15 protein-coding genes are annotated in these 15,711 nt (G+C 64.0%); 6 read left to right on the forward strand and 9 right to left on the reverse strand.

Annotated features, from left to right (window positions below; translation table 11 throughout):
* The 6 genes from GGQ67_RS19830 to GGQ67_RS19855 all read right to left on the reverse strand — a co-directional run.
* On the reverse strand, positions 1-1,002 hold a 1,002-nt coding region (locus tag GGQ67_RS19830; protein WP_183901859.1), incomplete at its 3' end, for a 4-hydroxythreonine-4-phosphate dehydrogenase PdxA.
* A gap of 441 nt (positions 1,003-1,443) precedes the next feature.
* Positions 1,444-2,817 (reverse strand): glutamate--cysteine ligase, encoded by a 1,374-nt coding sequence (locus GGQ67_RS19835; protein WP_183901860.1) that lies wholly within the window; start codon positions 2,815-2,817, stop codon positions 1,444-1,446.
* Positions 2,818-2,962: 145 nt separating this feature from the next.
* A complete protein-coding gene (locus GGQ67_RS19840; RefSeq protein ID WP_183901861.1) occupies positions 2,963-3,703 on the reverse strand; it encodes a 16S rRNA (uracil(1498)-N(3))-methyltransferase in 741 nt (246 codons plus the stop codon).
* 12 nt (positions 3,704-3,715) lie between these two features.
* Entirely contained in the window at positions 3,716-5,215 is a 1,500-nt protein-coding gene (locus GGQ67_RS19845) for an inorganic phosphate transporter (protein ID WP_183901862.1), read from the reverse strand.
* Between the two features lie 64 nt (positions 5,216-5,279).
* Complete coding sequence (locus tag GGQ67_RS19850; protein WP_183901863.1) at positions 5,280-5,792, reverse strand: NUDIX hydrolase; 513 nt, start codon at positions 5,790-5,792, stop codon at positions 5,280-5,282.
* 377 nt (positions 5,793-6,169) lie between these two features.
* Positions 6,170-7,066, reverse strand: coding sequence for a LysR family transcriptional regulator (locus tag GGQ67_RS19855; RefSeq protein ID WP_183901864.1), 897 nt, complete (start codon positions 7,064-7,066; stop codon positions 6,170-6,172).
* 134 nt (positions 7,067-7,200) lie between these two features.
* On the opposite strand from GGQ67_RS19855, the gene GGQ67_RS19860 reads away from it, so the two are divergent.
* The 4 genes from GGQ67_RS19860 to GGQ67_RS19875 all read left to right on the forward strand — a co-directional run bounded on the left by GGQ67_RS19860 (position 7,201) and on the right by GGQ67_RS19875 (position 11,962).
* The gene (locus GGQ67_RS19860) at positions 7,201-8,640 is read left to right on the forward strand and encodes an FAD-binding oxidoreductase (RefSeq protein WP_183901865.1); all 1,440 of its coding nucleotides are present in this window, start codon (positions 7,201-7,203) and stop codon (positions 8,638-8,640) included.
* 11 nt (positions 8,641-8,651) lie between these two features.
* Positions 8,652-9,857, forward strand: coding sequence for an FAD-binding protein (locus tag GGQ67_RS19865; protein ID WP_183901944.1), 1,206 nt, complete (start codon positions 8,652-8,654; stop codon positions 9,855-9,857).
* A 252-nt stretch (positions 9,858-10,109) separates the two neighbouring features.
* Entirely contained in the window at positions 10,110-11,468 is a 1,359-nt protein-coding gene (gene glcF, locus GGQ67_RS19870) for a glycolate oxidase subunit GlcF (protein WP_183901866.1), read from the forward strand.
* Between the two features lie 56 nt (positions 11,469-11,524).
* Positions 11,525-11,962: a hypothetical protein gene (locus GGQ67_RS19875; protein WP_183901867.1), complete on the forward strand. Its 438-nt coding sequence runs from the start codon at positions 11,525-11,527 to the stop codon at positions 11,960-11,962.
* Between the two features lie 75 nt (positions 11,963-12,037).
* Here GGQ67_RS19875 and GGQ67_RS19880 read toward each other — a convergent pair whose 3' ends face one another.
* Positions 12,038-12,709 (reverse strand): L,D-transpeptidase, encoded by a 672-nt coding sequence (locus GGQ67_RS19880; protein WP_183901868.1) that lies wholly within the window; start codon positions 12,707-12,709, stop codon positions 12,038-12,040.
* A 123-nt stretch (positions 12,710-12,832) separates the two neighbouring features.
* Positions 12,833-13,594, reverse strand: coding sequence for a L,D-transpeptidase (locus GGQ67_RS19885; protein ID WP_183901869.1), 762 nt, complete (start codon positions 13,592-13,594; stop codon positions 12,833-12,835).
* A 213-nt stretch (positions 13,595-13,807) separates the two neighbouring features.
* On the opposite strand from GGQ67_RS19885, the gene GGQ67_RS19890 reads away from it, so the two are divergent.
* A complete protein-coding gene (locus tag GGQ67_RS19890) occupies positions 13,808-14,437 on the forward strand; it encodes a DNA-3-methyladenine glycosylase I (RefSeq protein WP_183901870.1) in 630 nt (209 codons plus the stop codon).
* Entirely contained in the window at positions 14,434-14,943 is a 510-nt protein-coding gene (locus tag GGQ67_RS19895; protein ID WP_183901871.1) for a hypothetical protein, read from the forward strand. Before GGQ67_RS19890 ends, GGQ67_RS19895 begins: the two co-directional genes overlap by 4 nt.
* A 4-nt stretch (positions 14,944-14,947) precedes the next feature.
* Here the strand turns inward: GGQ67_RS19895 and GGQ67_RS19900 are convergent, their stop codons facing one another.
* Positions 14,948-15,652 carry an HAD family hydrolase gene (locus tag GGQ67_RS19900; RefSeq protein ID WP_183901872.1) on the reverse strand — a complete coding sequence of 235 codons (705 nt, stop codon included), beginning with the start codon at positions 15,650-15,652 and terminating at the stop codon, positions 14,948-14,950.
* Positions 15,653-15,711: the final 59 nt, after the last annotated feature.

Consider the following 15,711-nt stretch of genomic DNA (forward strand, 5'->3'; position numbering starts at 1 on the left):
TGCCATGCGCGCGGCGAGCAGGATGGCTTCGCGGCTGGCGCCGACATCGGCGATGCCCTTGCCGGCGATATCGTAGGCCGTGCCATGCGCAGGCGTGCAGAGCGGGAACGGCAGGCCGCCCATCATCGTCACGCCCTTGTCGAAGCCCATCAGCTTCATGGCGATCTGGCCCTGGTCGTGGTACATCGTCAGCACCGCGTTGAAGCCTTCCTTCAGCGCCCGCAGAAACACCGTATCCGCGGGGAACGGGCCTTCGACATCGAGGCCGCGCGCCTTGGCGGCCGCGACCGCCGGCTCGATGATGTCGATCTCTTCCATGCCGAAGCTGCCGCCATCGCCCGCATGCGGATTGAGGCCGGCGACCGCGACCTTTGGCGATGCGATGCCCGATGCCTTCAGGCAAGAAAGCGTCAGTTCCAGTTCGGACAGGATGCCGTCGACCGAGAGATGGGCGGCCACGTCCTTCAGCGGGATATGCGAGCTGACACGCGCATTCCAGACCTTTTCCAGCACGTTGAATTCGCGGACCTTGCCCTTGAACGACAGCACGTCGCAGACGAAGCGGATCTCGTCGTCATAGCCGGGATAGGCGTAGCGCATCGCCTTCTTGTTGAAGGGCGTGAAGCAGACGGCCTCGACATGCCCGGCGCCGGCAAGCTCCAGCGCATGACGGAAATTGGTCGTGGCGAATTGCCCGCCGGCAAGCGTCGCCTCGCCGATCGTGACCTCCGAAGGGTCGAGATGCGCGAGATCGACGAAGACATGACCGTCGGTGCTCAGCCGACCGACCTGATCGGCATCGACGGTCGGGATCCGCAGCGTCAGGCCGGCATCGGCGGCGCCCTTGTCGAAGATGCGGCGATCACCGATGACGACCAGTTGAATGGCGGCGGCGATCTCCTCGAGCGCCACGAGCTTGGCCGTCAGTTCGGGACTGATGCCTGCGGGATCGCCCATGGCGAGGGCGATGACGGGGCGCGTCTGGCCGATGCTCGAATTCATGTTTTTCCTCCATCCTCACGACCGTCATACGCCATCCAAATTCCCACATCAAGTCTTTTGAATGCTGCATACAAAATTCCGCAGGTGTAAATCGAGCCATGCCTGGAAGCCGGAGAGCTTGTTCTTTGGGGCTGGACTGGCGAAGGCACGGCTTGCGCGGGGACGGATAGATCCGGGCCGCGCCATATGCGTTCAAGCGGCTATGTTCGCAGCGAGAAGGGGTCTCGCACGAGAATCCAAGCGGTTGTGATGAGGTGGATGGACGTGCTTGAGCTCGCGCTAGTCGTGCGCGGCACGTATCGCGCGATAGGATCCGGCGTTCAATATCAGAGAGAGGTTCTCGATTGCGCGGCGGTCGTCAGCGGCATCGCGGCATATCGGGAAGCGGCGGCCAGATCAGCCGCCACCAAATCCCTGTTCCGCTGGAGCCTGTTACAAGCTCTAGTATTGGTACTCTTCGAACACCGGCTCGACCGAGCCGTTCCAGCGGCCGTTGTAGAGCGCCAGCAGATCCTCGGCCAGTGTCGCCTTCTTGGCCATCACCTCGTCGAGCGGCGACAGGAAGATCGTCTCGTCCTGGCCGTCGCCATTGAGTTTGCCGCGCGCCTTGAGCCCGGCCTTGGAAATGGCCAGCACCTCGCGCGCCGTGTCGAACAGCGCATGCCCACGGAACGCACTCTTCAGTCCCTCGGCCGGCACCGCGTTGCGCAATGCGTTGACCTCGTCGAAGCTCCAGTCCTTGGTGAGCTGGTCGGCCGCTTCGAGCGCGGATGCTTCGTAGAGTAGCCCGACCCAGAAGGCCGGAAGCGCGCAGATCCGCCGCCACGGTCCGCCATCGGCACCGCGCATTTCGAGGAAGCGCTTCAACCTGACATCGGGGAACAGCGTCGAGAGATGGTTGGTCCAGTCGCCCATCGTCGGCTCCCAGGCGGCAATCTCGCCCTTCAGCGCGCCGTTCATGAACTGCCGGAAGGTGATGTGGGTGCAGTCCTTGTAGCGGCCGTCGCGGACGATGAAGTACATCGGCACGTCCAGCGCCCATTCCACATAGTCGTGGAAACCGAAATCGTCGCGGAAGGTGAAGTCGAGCAGGCCCGAACGGTTGTTGTCGGTGTCGCGCCAGATATCTCCGCGCCAGGATTGCAGGCCGTTGAGCTTGCCTTCGGTAAAGGGGGAGGAGGCAAACAGCGCGGTTGCCAGCGACTGCAGCTTCATCGATACGCGCATCTTCTTGCGCATGTCGGCTTCCGACGAGAAGTCGAGGTTCACCTGGATGGTGCAGGTCCGGTACATCATGTCGAGGCCCTGCGTGCCGACCTTCGGCATGTAGCGGCTCATGATGCCGTAACGCGATTTCGGCATGACCGGCGTCTCGGCCAGCGTCCATTTCGGGCTGCCGCCGATCCCCAGGAAGCGGATGCCCATCGGCTCGGCGATCTGGCGCAGCGTCGCCAGATGCGCGTTGGATTCCTTGCAGGTCTGGTGGATGTTTTCGAGTGGCGCGCCCGAGAGTTCGAACTGCCCGCCCGGCTCGATCGAGATCGCGCCCATGCCCGATTGTTCGGCGAGGCCGATGATGTTCTCGCCGTCGAGAATCGGCTCCCATCCGTCCGTCTGACCGAGACCCTTCAAGAGAGCCGAAATGCTGTTCTCACCCGAATACGGGACAGGGCTGTTGTCCGCGCGGAAGAAGGCGAACTTCTCATGTTCGGTGCCGATGCGGAACTTGTCTTCCGGCTTGTTTCCCGCCGCAAGATAGTCGGTCAGCTCCTGAACCGAAGAGAGCGGGGTCTGGTCGGTGGTATCGCGAGCCATTCAAGTAACCTGTATTCGGGAAGCGCCCGGACGTATCCGGACAGTAGGAAAGGGTGATTAGGACCGCTGGCCCGCATGTTGCAAGTGAAATTGTTTCATCGACCCATCAAAAAATACCAACATCCGTGGCCTGTTGCCAACGCGCCTATCGGGTCCAGTCGCCAAGCGCCGCCTGGATCACGGCCATCGCCGCGACGGCGGCGGTATCGGCGCGCAATATTCTCGGTCCGAGCGGGATGGCGGTCACGAAATCGAGGCCCTTGAGCCGCGCGCGCTCCTCCTCTGAAAACCCGCCCTCGGGCCCGACCAGCAGCGCCAGTTTCCGTTCCTTCACCGCGTTCAGGATCGGCAGGGGGTTTTGCCCGGCATCGCCCTCGTCGCAATAGATGATCCGCCGCTCGCTCGACCACCCGTCGAGCATCTCGGAAAGCCGCATCGGCTCGGCCACCTCGGGAATGCCGAGAATGCCGCATTGCTCGGCGGCCTCGATGACGTTGGCCCGGAGCTTGTCGAGATTGGTGATCTTGCCCTGCACATGCTGCGTCATCACGGGCCGCAACACGCCAGCGCCCATCTCGACCGCCTTCTGCACGAGATAGTCCAGCCGCCCGACCTTCAGCGGCGCGAAGAGATAGTGCAGGTCGGAAGGCTCCGGCTGCGGTCGGGTCTGCTCCTCGGGCACGATCATGATGCGCTTGCGGGTCGGCAGCGAAAGCCGCGCCTTCCATTCGCCGTCGCGGCCGTTGAAGACAAGGATCTCCGCGCCGTCGCCCATCCGCAGCACGTTGGCGAGGTAATTGTACTGGTCCGCCGTCGCCTCCGCCGCCACGCCTTGCGAGAGGGGAGCGGCGACGAACAGCCGTTGCATTCTGAAATTGGCGCGCATCGAAAGTCCTGTCTAAACAAACAGCGCGACCATAGCCCAATAGAGCATGGCCGCAAGCACGGCGGATGCCGGAACGGTGATGACCCAGGCGGCGATGATCGTCATCAGATGCGAACGTCGCACCAGCCGGCGCCGGCGAACCTCGTGGGTATTGGGGTCGTCGGGCTCTTCCAGCATCCAGACCTCGGCCTTGCGGCGCATGTATTCGATCCGGCGCTTGGAGTTGCGGGTGTACCATTCGCGGAAGAAGCCGACGCCGAACACGGCACCCACCGCGATATGCGTGGTACTGACCGGCAGGCCGAGCCAGGAGGCGACGATGACCGTGAACGCCGTCGCCATGGCCACGCAATAGGCGCGCATCGGGTTGAGCTTGGTGATCTGCTCGCCGACGAGCCGGATCAGGCGCGGCCCGAACAGCAGGAGGCCGATGGAGATGCCGAGCGCCCCGATCAGCATAACCCAAAGCGGCGGGCCGGCGCCCTGGCCGAGCGGCTGGCCGAGAGCAACGCGCACGATGGCCGAGAGCGGGCCGACCGCGTTGGACACGTCGTTGGCGCCGTGGGCAAACGACAGAAGCGCCGCCGCGCCGATAAGCGGCATCTGGAACAGCACCCGCAGCGAGCTGTTGCGGTTCTCCAGCCCCTGCGCCCGCATGCGCACCAGCGGCCGCGACACCAGCCAGCCGACCAGGCCGGCGGCGATGCCGAGCAGGATGATCGTGAGCGCGGAAAACCTTCCGGCGGGCTGAAGCTGCAGGATCATGTAGGCGGCGAAGCTGCCGACCATCATCGCGATCAGCACGGGCACCCACCGCTTGGCCGCGGTGATCTTGTCCACCTGGTAGATGATCAGCGTCTTTACGAGGTACAGCATGCCGGCGGCGATCACCCCGGCGATCAGCGGCGAGGTCATCCAGCTGGACGTGATCTCAAGCATGACGTGCCAGTTGACCGGTGCCGGCCCGAGCGCCCCAATGCCGGCGCCGATCACCGCGCCGACGATCGAGTGGGTGGTCGAAACCGGCGCGTTCAGCCATGTCGCGAGGTTGATCCAGAGCGCCGCCGCCATCAGCGCCGCCATCATGATCCAGGAGAGCGTGCCGGGCGGGATCTGCGACGCGTCGACGATGCTCGATGAGATCGTCTTGACCACCGCGCCGCCCGATATCGTCGCGCCGAGGATCTCGAAGATCGCGGCGATGACGAGCGCCTGGCCCATGGTCATGGCCCGCGCGCCGACCGCCGCGCCGACATTGTTCGTCACGTCGTTCGCGCCGATGTTCATGGCCATGTAGGCCGCGAGCGCCGCACCCGCGATCACCAGCCCGGCGCCGGGGCGGTCGAAGACGTAGATCGCGGCGAACAGCATGGCGAGGCCGAGAAAGACGAAGCCGATCCCCGGCGCCACGAGCTTGCGCGAGACGTATTTCGAGGCGTCCTCGACCTGCGTGAGCTTGTCGAGATCCTTGTCGAGCGTTCGTTTGGTGAGGACGGTGGGGCGGTCGGCCATGCTGTTCCCTGTGATTGAGGCCCGCTTTTGCGCCGCTAATTCTAGCAGCGCAAGATGGCGGGAATCATTCAGCCGGAATCTGCTTCAGCGCCATTGGCTCGCGTTGCGCGGCCATGCGGCGCTTGAAGAGCAGAAAGAGATCGCGCAGCTCGGGTTCGTTGACGCGCTTGGCCGCCTCGTCGCAGGACACCCACTCGAAGCGCCGCTCGCCCTTTTCCTTGAAACTCTTGGCGATCGTCGAGACTTCGAGTACGTAGACCTGAACCTTGCAGGTCACCTTCAGCCCGTTCTTCAGCACCTTGGGATAGTGATAGCAGCCGATCGTCTGGCTCTCGACCGTCCCGCGCACGCCGGCTTCTTCGTAAGCCTCCTGGGCGGCGACCTCATAGGAGGTCTTGCCCTCCATCGGCCATCCCTTGGGGATCACCCAGCGCCCCGTATCGCGGCTGGTCAGAAGCAGCACCTCGAGCGCACCGGTCTTGCCCTTCAGCCGATAGCAGAGCGCAGCATATTGCTGGCGCGGTGGGCGCCGGAACATCAGCTGAACATCGGAGGCGAAGCGGGTAAGAAGGCTCAATGGTCGGGTCACCTTTATCGGTTATGTGCGCATGTGCGAATATTAGTGTCTCATGGAAAGCTTGCGCGATCCATGTGCGTGGTTTGCTTTCGGTTCAGGCTTTAAATCTATCAATAGAGCCTTTCGTTTTGGTTTCGGTTTCAAGAAACCGCCATTGAATGCTCTATTTCCGTCACGTCGAGTGCCACTTAATATGATATTGACTTTCGTCATAATCAACGAAGACGTAACGACGCATGCCGATAGGCCCAAACATTGGCAATTCTGCGTCGGTTCTCCACAGAAAACATTGCCCGGCTAACGTCCTTATGGGAGGATTCGGTTGCCGAAGGCCTGTTCCGGCAGCGTGTATGGCGCAATGAGTCGGCGTGTTCTCGTCACCGCTCCCAATAGGGCACCGGCCCATAAAGCTCGGCGAGATAATCGATGAACAGCCGCACCTTGGCCGGCAGGAACTGGCGGCTCGGGTAGACGGCCGACAGCGCCACGTTGCGCGATCCCTCATGGGCCGGCAGCACCTGTATGAGCTGCCCGGATTTGAGCTCCGCGCCGATATCCCAGGTCGATCGCAGCGCGATGCCGAGGCCAGCGATGACGGCCTCGCGGATCACCTCGCTGGAATTGGTGACAAGCATCCCCTCCGGCCGGATCGACAGCGCGCCATCAGGCCCTTCGAGCCGCCAGACATCGTTATTGTGCGCCGGCAGGCAGCGGTGGCGCTTGAGATCGTCGATGCTCTCGGGCGTGCCATTGGCCTTGAGATAGTCGGGCGAGGCGCAAAGCACCCGGCGCACCGGCGCCAGTCGGCGGGCGACGAGGCTGGAATCGGTGAGCTCCGCGATGCGGATGGCCAGATCGAACCCGCCGCCGACGATGTCGCTGAATTCGTCGGCGAGCACGAGGTTGATGGCAAGATCGGGGTGGGCGTCCATGAAGCGTTTCAGATGCGGCGCGATATGCATGCGCCCGAACGAGGTCGGTGCTGAGACCTTCAGCGTCCCGTGCATCTGCGCCGAGCGTCCGGAAATGTAAAACTCCGCCTCCTCGAGCCCGGCCAGGATGCCGAGCACCCGATCGTAGAAACCCTGGCCGGCTTCGGTGAGCGAGATCTGCCGCGTCGTGCGCTGCAAGAGCCGCGTTCCCAGCCGGTCTTCCAGCCGCTTGATACGCTTGGACACCACCGCCGGCGAGAAGCCGAGCGCCCGCCCGGCAAGCGACATGCTGCCCGTCGCCGCCACCTTGGCGAAGATTTCGAGATCTCCAAGATTGGTCATGTCGCCCCGATAATTTCTTATTTTGTCATAAGTGCTTAGCATTTGCGCCGAATTGGGGAAAGTGTTAAGCCCGAAGCCTTGGCAGTATGGAGGATACGGCCGGTTTCGCCCTGGATGGCGAAGGGAGGAAAGGCATGTCCGACGCCATTTCGTTTCTCGCCCCGCGCGCCGATGTCATGGCGCGCCGCCGGCAGATCGTTGCCGATCTGGCCGATCTCCTGCCGCCGGAATGCCTGGTCTCCGAGCCGCGCGAACTCATGCCCTTCGAGACCGACGCCTTCGTCTCCTACCGGCGCATGCCGCTTGCCGTCGCGCTGCCGCGCAGCACGGCCGAAGTCGCGGCGGTGATGAAATATTGCCATCGCTATGGCATCCCCGTCGTCCCGCGCGGCGCCGGAACCTCGCTCTCGGGCGGCGCCATCCCGCAGGAGGACGCTGTTGTCGTCTGCGTCTCGAAGATGAACCGCATCATCGAGATCGACCTTTTCAATCGCGCCGCGGTGGTCGAGGCCGGCGTCACCAATCTCAACATCTCCGAAGCCGTCTCCGCCGATGGCTTCTTCTACGCGCCCGATCCGAGCTCGCAGCTCGCCTGCACCATCGGCGGCAATATCGGCATGAATTCCGGCGGCGCCCACTGCCTGAAATACGGCGTCACCACCAACAACCTGCTCGGCGTGAAAATGGTGCTGGTCGATGGCACGGTCATCGATCTCGGCGGCAAGGGGCTGGATGCCGGCGGCTACGATCTTCTCGGCCTCGTCTGCGGTCACGAGGGCCAGCTCGGCATCGTGACGGAGGCAACGGTGCGGCTGATCGCCAAGCCGGAGGGCGCCCGCCCGGTGCTCTTCGGCTTCCCGACCTCGGAGGAGGCAGGTTCCTGCGTCGCCGATATCATCGCGTCCGGCATCATCCCCGTCGCCATCGAATTCATGGACAAGCCGGCCATCGAGATCTGCGAAGCCTTCGCCAAGGCCGGTTATCCCCTTGATGTCGGCGCTTTGCTGATCGTCGAGGTCGAGGGTTCGGAAGCCGAGATGGACGGCATGCTCAAGGATATCGTCGACATCGCCCGCCGCCACGGTGTCAGCACCGTGCGCGAATGCCAGTCGGCCACGGAAGCAGCGCTCATCTGGAAAGGCCGGAAATCCGCCTTCGGCGCCACCGGCCGCATTGCCGATTATATCTGCATGGATGGCACCGTGCCGCTCAGCCAGCTCTCCTACGTGCTGAAGAAGACCTCCGAAATCATCGAGCGCCATGGCCTGCGCGTCGCCAATGTCTTCCACGCCGGTGACGGCAACATGCACCCGCTCATCCTTTTCAACGCCAACGATCCCGAGGACGCCGCCCGTGCCGAGGCGGCCGGTATGGAGATATTGAAGCTCTGCGTCGATGCCGGCGGCTGCCTCACCGGCGAACATGGCGTCGGCATCGAGAAGCGCGACCTGATGCGTCATCAATATTCCGATGCCGATCTCTTTCAGCAGATGGCCGTCCGCGCCGCCTTCGATCCCGGCTGGCTGCTCAATCCATCCAAGGTCTTCCCGCTCGAAGGGCGCCAGCCCCAATGATCGATCCCGGCATAATTGACCTATGCCCCACCACGGAAGAGGAAGCCGCCGAGATCATCCGCGCCCATGCGCGGGCCGGCACGCCGCTGAGCATCGCAGGCGGCAACACCCGCTCCGGCTTCGGCAATGCTGTGACAGCCGAACACCGCCTGCGCTCGACCGCGCTGTCAGGCATCGTCGCCTACAATCCCGGCGAGATGGTGCTGACCGCCCGCGCCGGCACGCCGCTTGCCGAGATCGAGGCGGCATTGGCCGACAGCGGCCAGACCATGGCCTTCGAGCCGATGGATCACCGCCCGCTCATGGGCACATCGGGCGAGCCGACCATCGGCGGCGTCTTCGCGGCCAACGTCTCCGGCCCGCGCCGCCTGATATCGGGTGCCGCCCGCGACAGCCTGCTCGGCGTCCGCTTCGTCAATGGGCGCGGCGAGGCGATCAAGGCCGGCGGGCGGGTGATGAAGAACGTCACCGGCCTCGACCTCGTCAAGCTGATGGCCGGTTCGCACGGCACGCTCGGCCTCATCACCGAGGTCACCTTCCGTGTGCCGCCCAAGCCCAAGTCGGAAGCGACGATCGTGATCTCGGGCCTCAACGACGCCGAGGCCGCCAACGCCATGGCCACGGCGATGGCATTGCCGGTCGAGGTCTCGGGCGCCGCCCACCTGCCCATGACCGTCGCCTGGAGCTTCCTCGGCAACCGGCTGCCCGAGGGCGAGGCGACCGTGCTGCGCATCGAGGGCCTGCCGGCCTCCGTTACGACGAGAGCCGAAAAGCTCGCTGCCGCCATGGCCGCCTTCGGCCCGGTCGCGCGGCTCGGTGAGGACGACAGCGCCATCCTCTGGCGCGAGGTCCGCGACGTGAAACCCTACGCCGATGGCGGCCCGCGCCCCGTCTGGCGCGTCTCCGTGGCGCCTTCGGTCGGCCACCAGCTGGTCGCGGCGCTGAGGCTGGAGACCGGCGTCGACGCCTTCTACGACTGGCAGGGTGGCCTCGTCTGGATGCGCATGGAAGCCGACGCCGAAGCCGGTCTGCTGCGCCGTTTCATGCACATACTCGGCGGCGGCCACGCCACGCTGATGCGCGCGCCCGCCGCGATGCGCGCGATGACCTCGGCCTTCGAGCCGCAGGTCGATGCCGTGGCGCTGCTGTCGGCGCGGGTGAAGGAGAAGTTCGATCCTGTGGGCATTTTCAGTCCGGGGAAGATGGGGGGATGGTGATGGTGTGGTGGGTAGGCGCGCTCGGGCAAAACCCCTCCCCAACCCCTCCCCACAAGGGGGAGGGGCTTGATGGGCGCGACGTCCTCGCCAGAGATCGCGACCTCTCAACGCCCGCTAGCGAGAGAATGAAGCAGGGCAAATCCCCCAGTTTAGCCCCTCCCCCTTGTGGGGAGGGGTTGGGGAGGGGTGTTTTATCTGAGGGGTCTTCATCGCCCCGCGACGCGCACGACAACAGGGGGCCGTTAGCCTGACATGCAAACCAACTTCACCCCCGCCCAGCTTGCCGATCCCCATGTCGCGGCCTCCGAGCAGATTTTGCGCAAATGCGTCCACTGCGGCTTCTGCACCGCCACCTGTCCCACTTACGTCACGCTTGGCAACGAGCTCGACAGCCCGCGCGGCCGCATCTATCTCATCAAGGACATGCTGGAAAACGACCGGCCGGCCGACACAGAGGTGGTCACCCATATCGATCGCTGCCTGTCCTGCCTTGCCTGCGTGACGACCTGTCCCTCCGGCGTCGATTACATGCACCTTGTCGATCACGCCCGCGCCCATATCGAAAAGACCTACAAGCGCCCCGTCATGAACCGGCTGACGCGCGCCGTCCTCGCCGCCGTTCTGCCCTATCCTGGCCGCTTCCGCCTGGCGCTTCGGCTTGCCCGCGTCGGCAGGCCGTTCGAAGGCCTGTTTCGTCGCCATCAGGCGCTGAAACCCTTCGCCGCCATGCTGGCGCTTGCCCCGCGCAGTTTGCCCACACCCTCGCATCTGGCGACGCCGGCAACACACAGGGCGGAGCAAGGCGAGAAGCGAGGACGCGTGGCGATCCTCACCGGCTGTGCGCAACAGGTGCTCGACCCCGCCATCAACGCAGCGACCACCCGGCTTCTCACCCGTCTCGGCGTCGAGGTCGTGGTGCCTAGGGGAGAGGTCTGCTGCGGCTCGCTGGTCCATCACATGGGCCGCGAGGAACAGGCGCTGGCGAGCGCCCGCGCCAATGTCGATGTCTGGACCCGCGAGATCGAGGATGGCGGGCTCGACGCCATCATCATCACCGCGTCCGGCTGCGGCACGACGATCAAGGATTACGGCCACATGCTGCGGCTCGATCCTCTGTATGCCGAAAAAGCCGCCCGCATCTCGGCGCTTGCACGAGACGTCACCGAATACCTGGCGACGCTCGACCTTCCCTCGCACATGCCGAGGGGGCTGACGGTCGCCTATCATTCCGCCTGTTCGATGCAGCACGGCCAGAAGATCACATTGGCGCCGAAGCAGCTCTTGAAGGCTGCGGGCTTCACGGTGCGCGATCCGGCCGAAGGCCACCTCTGCTGCGGCTCGGCCGGCACCTACAACATCATGCAGCCGGATATTTCCGATGCGCTCAAGGCCCGCAAGGTGAAGAATATCGAAGCGACGAAGCCCGATATCATCGCCACCGGAAATATCGGCTGCATCACCCAGATCGCGTCAGGCACCGCGGTTCCCATCCTGCACACCGTCGAGCTGCTCGACTGGGCCTATGGCGGTGACATGCCGGAAAAGCTGGTGGCCAAAACGCGTGGCCGGCAAAGTTCACGGCAAGCAAATTTAGCAGCCAGAAAAATTTAAGGGTTTCGGGCTAGCCTCGGGCGGCCGGATCGTCCGGCGGCATCTGGAGCTCAAGCATGCATCGTTTCATCCTGGCGTTCGCCGCTCTTCTCGGCGCCACCGAGGTCGCACAGGCCAACAGCCGTTTCTTCTGTTCCGCCGACGACAAGAATGTCCGCTTCACGATCGAGAGCGGGTTCAAGGACGAGCCGGGTCATGAGCTCAATCATTTCAGGGGCGCATTCATCCTCAAGAACGAAACCGCGCCGCAGCCGCTTGGCCGCGTCACGCTCGATTCCGATAGCCTGAGCAATCGCTGGTCGCACAATGGCGAGCTGCGGCTGGAAGTGCTCTACGATGGCGGAAAGGCGGCGGGCGGACAGAGCGTCAATCTCACCGTCTCCGCCGAGCAGCCGAATGGCGCAACGGCGTTTCAGGGCGTCTACGACATCGCGGTCTATGGCGGCGAAAAGCCGATCGCGTTTAACGGCAAGGTCAGCTGCGGCGCGAAATAGCATTTCCTCGACCACGAGGGAAACAGGCGGCCGGCTGGCCACCTGTCCTGATCATCGCGAGCACTGCGCGCGTTTTCAGCCGCCGAACAGCGTTCTGAGCACGTCGACGCCGCGGTCGTCGAAGGCGACGTTGCCCTGCTTGTTGCCGGGACCGACGACGATCACCTTGGTGCCGACGGGAACCCGCTCGTAAAGCTGCTCGACATCCTTGTTGACCATGCGGATGCAACCCGACGACAGGTTGAGGCCGATCGTCCAGGGCTGGTTGGTGCCGTGGATACGGAAAATCGTGTCGCGGCCGCCCTGGTAGAGATACATCGCGCGCGCGCCGAGCGGATTGTCGGGACCACCCGGCTGCACGGCGGGCAGTTTGTTTCCGGCGCGGGCCTCGCGGGCGCGCATTTCCGCCGGCGGCGTCCAGGTCGGCCATTCCGCCTTGCGCCCGACCTTCACCACGCCCGACCAGCCGAAGCCTTCGCGGCCGACGCCGATGCCGTAGCGCGTGGCCCGGTTGCGGCCTTCGACGAGATAGAGATATTTGTTGACGGTATCGACGATCACGGTGCCGGGCGCTTCGTCGGTGATGAGGCGAACCACGCGCTTCTTGTATTGCGGCTTGATCTGCTGGCTTTGCTTGACGCCACGCACGGCATCGGTTGCCGTCATCACGGGCTCGGCGCTGGCAACGGCCACCATGCCCGACAACGCGACGGCCACGGCCGCCGCGAGCAGAGATATTGTCTTCATATCGATTCCCCTCCAAGGCACGATCGCCGCCAAGGCTAATGGAATCGACCGGGATTTCAAGCTTGGAACCCCTGAAGATGCCGGGGTAGGCGGGAAGGAGGCTCCCCGCCCACCCCCGCTCACTCACATCACGACGACCCGGGCGCCGACTTTAACGCGCTCGTAGAGATCGACGATGTCTTCGTTGCGCAGGCGAATGCAGCCCGAGGAGACGGCGACCCCGATCGTCCACGGGGCGTTGGTGCCATGGATACGATAGAGCGTGGAGCCGAGATACATGGCGCGTGCGCCGAGCGGATTTTCCGGTCCGCCGTCCATGCGCGCCGGCAGGTAGCGTCCCTTCTGCGCCTCGCGCGAGATCATGTCGGATGGCGGCGTCCAGTTCGGCCACTCGGCCTTGCGGCTGACCTTCTGCACGCCCGCCCACTCGAAGCCCGGCTTGCCGACGCCGACGCCGTAGCGTCGCGCCTTGCCATCCGCCATGACCAGATAGAGGAAGCGGTTGTTGGTATCGATGACGATGTTGCCGGGCGCCTCCTTCGTCTGGTAGTCGACGATCTGCGGCAGGAACTGCGGCTGTAGCTGGCTGCGGATCACCGGAATACCGGAGGTGGCGGCCGACGCCGGCTGCGCGGCGGGCGCACGGCGCACGGCGCGCGGTGCAAACAGCCCGCGCGGCTGCTGCACGACGACGGGACGCTGGTAGGCGACCGGACGCTGGTAGACGACGGGGCGAACATTGCCGCCGTTGAGCTGCATGATCCACGGTGCGGCGAGATCGGGGCTCAGCACCACAGGCGGACGGGAAACGTAACGGTCGTCGCCAAGGGCGGCCGTGGAAAGGACGCCGAGCAGCGCTGCGGCGAGCAAAACGGATTTCATCATCGGACGAACTCTCTACAATGGCCGAAAATGGACGGGCGGCATCCGCCACCTGCCGATCATGCTGCCACCGTGCCCGCCAGCGAATGGTAAATTCGCATTCATTAAAAGCCGAACCGGACCATAAACTTTTCATCAGGGTTATCGTTCGGTTTGGAAACAGGGTTTGCAAATGGTAAAGCCGGATTCGCGGGGCACTGAAACGAATGGGACGTGATGAGCGACACAGGCATAACGATCGGTGAGGACGGCAGGAGCCGGTGTCATTGGCACGGCAACCTGCCGGATTATCTGCGCTATCACGACCAGGAATGGGGCAGGCCGGTCACCGACGATATCCGCCTGTTCGAGAAGATCTGCCTCGAAGGCTTTCAGTCCGGCCTCTCCTGGCTGACCATCCTGCGCAAGCGCGAGAACTTCCGCGCCGCCTTCGCCGGTTTCGATTTCGAGAAGGTGGCGCTGTTCACCGACGAGGACATCGAGCGCTGCGTGGCCGATGCCGGCATCATCCGCCACCGCGGCAAGATCGTCTCCACGATCAACAATGCCAGGCGCGCGATAGAGTTGCGCGACGAGTTCGGCTCGCTGGCGCACTATTTCTGGAGCTACGAGCCCGGTCACAACGAACGCCCCAAGGTGGTCGACCGCGCCACCATCATGGCCAATCCGACGACGCCGACCTCGGTCGCGATTTCCAAGAATTTGAAGAAGCGCGGCTGGACCTTTGTCGGCCCGACCACAATTTACGCATTCATGCAGGCAATGGGTCTCGTCAACGATCATCTGGAGGGCTGCTACTGCCGCTTAGAAGTAGAGGCGATGCGCGAGGCATTGATACGTCCATGAAGAAACTGATGGCAACGACGATCGCCGTGGCGGTGATCGCTCCCGCCGCGATGGCGCAGACACCGGACCTGCAGCGCGGCGAAAGGCTGGAAAAGCTGCAGTTTCCGGCGGTGACGATGGAGCTCAAGGGCTGGACGAAATTCGGCAACGGCAAGGTCTACACCTTGCCGATCAAGGCCGGCCAGCGCGTGAAGATCGATTTCACGACGAAGAGCCAGTTCGCTTTCCTGGCGATTTTCGATCTGGCGGCACCCGATGACGAGGCGATCTTCGGAACCGACGAGAACGGACAGACCTTTGAGACGACGGCCAAGCAGGACGCCACCTGGCTGATCCGCCCCTATTATTCGAAGGCCTCGCCAAGGCGTGGCCTCGGCGCGCCCTACAGCATTCTGGTGGAACCGCAGGCGGCCTCGACCGCGCCTGCCCCCACGGCGCCAGCAACGCCCGCGCCAGCCCCCGCCAAAGACAGCGAGCCGGCCCCGCTTTTCCCGTTGCGCAAATAAGGCTCTAGCCGAGGCTGTCGATCACGCCGCGCAATTCGCCGAGACGTTCGATCTTGCGAAAGCGCGGCGCCTCCGTCGGCTCCTCGACATGTTCGAGCACCCAGGTCAGCTCATGCGGCACGAACACGCCGTAGCTGCCGGCCGCGATCGCCGGCACGATGTCCGATTTCAGCGAGTTGCCCACCATCATCGCCCGTTCCGGCCCGCCGCCGATCTTGGAGAAGATCCGGCGATAGGTGACGGCCGTCTTGTCGGAGACGATCTCGACGGCATGGAAGAAATCCCCGAGCCCGGATTGCGCCAGCTTGCGCTCCTGGTCGAACAGGTCGCCCTTGGTGATGAGCACCAGCAGGTAATGGTCGGCAAGCGCCGCCAGCGTCTCGCGCACTTCGGGCAGCGTCTCGACCGGGTGTGACAGGAGATCCCGGCCGGTATCGAGGATCTGCGCGATGACGGAAGCAGGCACGTTGCCTTCGGTGATCTCGATCGCGGTCTCGATCATCGACAGCGTGAAGCCTTTGATGCCGAAACCGTAATGCTGGAGATTGCGCTTTTCCGCGGCAAGCAGCCGCTCCGAGACCACCTTGCCCTCGGCGTAATCAGAGAGCAGGTCGGTGAAATGCGTTTCCGTCAGCCGGTAGAATTGCTCGTTCTGCCACAGCGTATCGTCGGCATCGAAGCCGATCGTGGTCAGCATGCGGGTCGTCATGGGCGCACCCTCTTGTTCATGCGGAAACAATTAGGAGCCTCGCGCCCACGCCGCAAGGG

Source organism: Rhizobium metallidurans (assembly GCF_014196505.1).
Classification (GTDB): Bacteria; Pseudomonadota; Alphaproteobacteria; order Rhizobiales; family Rhizobiaceae; genus Rhizobium; species Rhizobium metallidurans.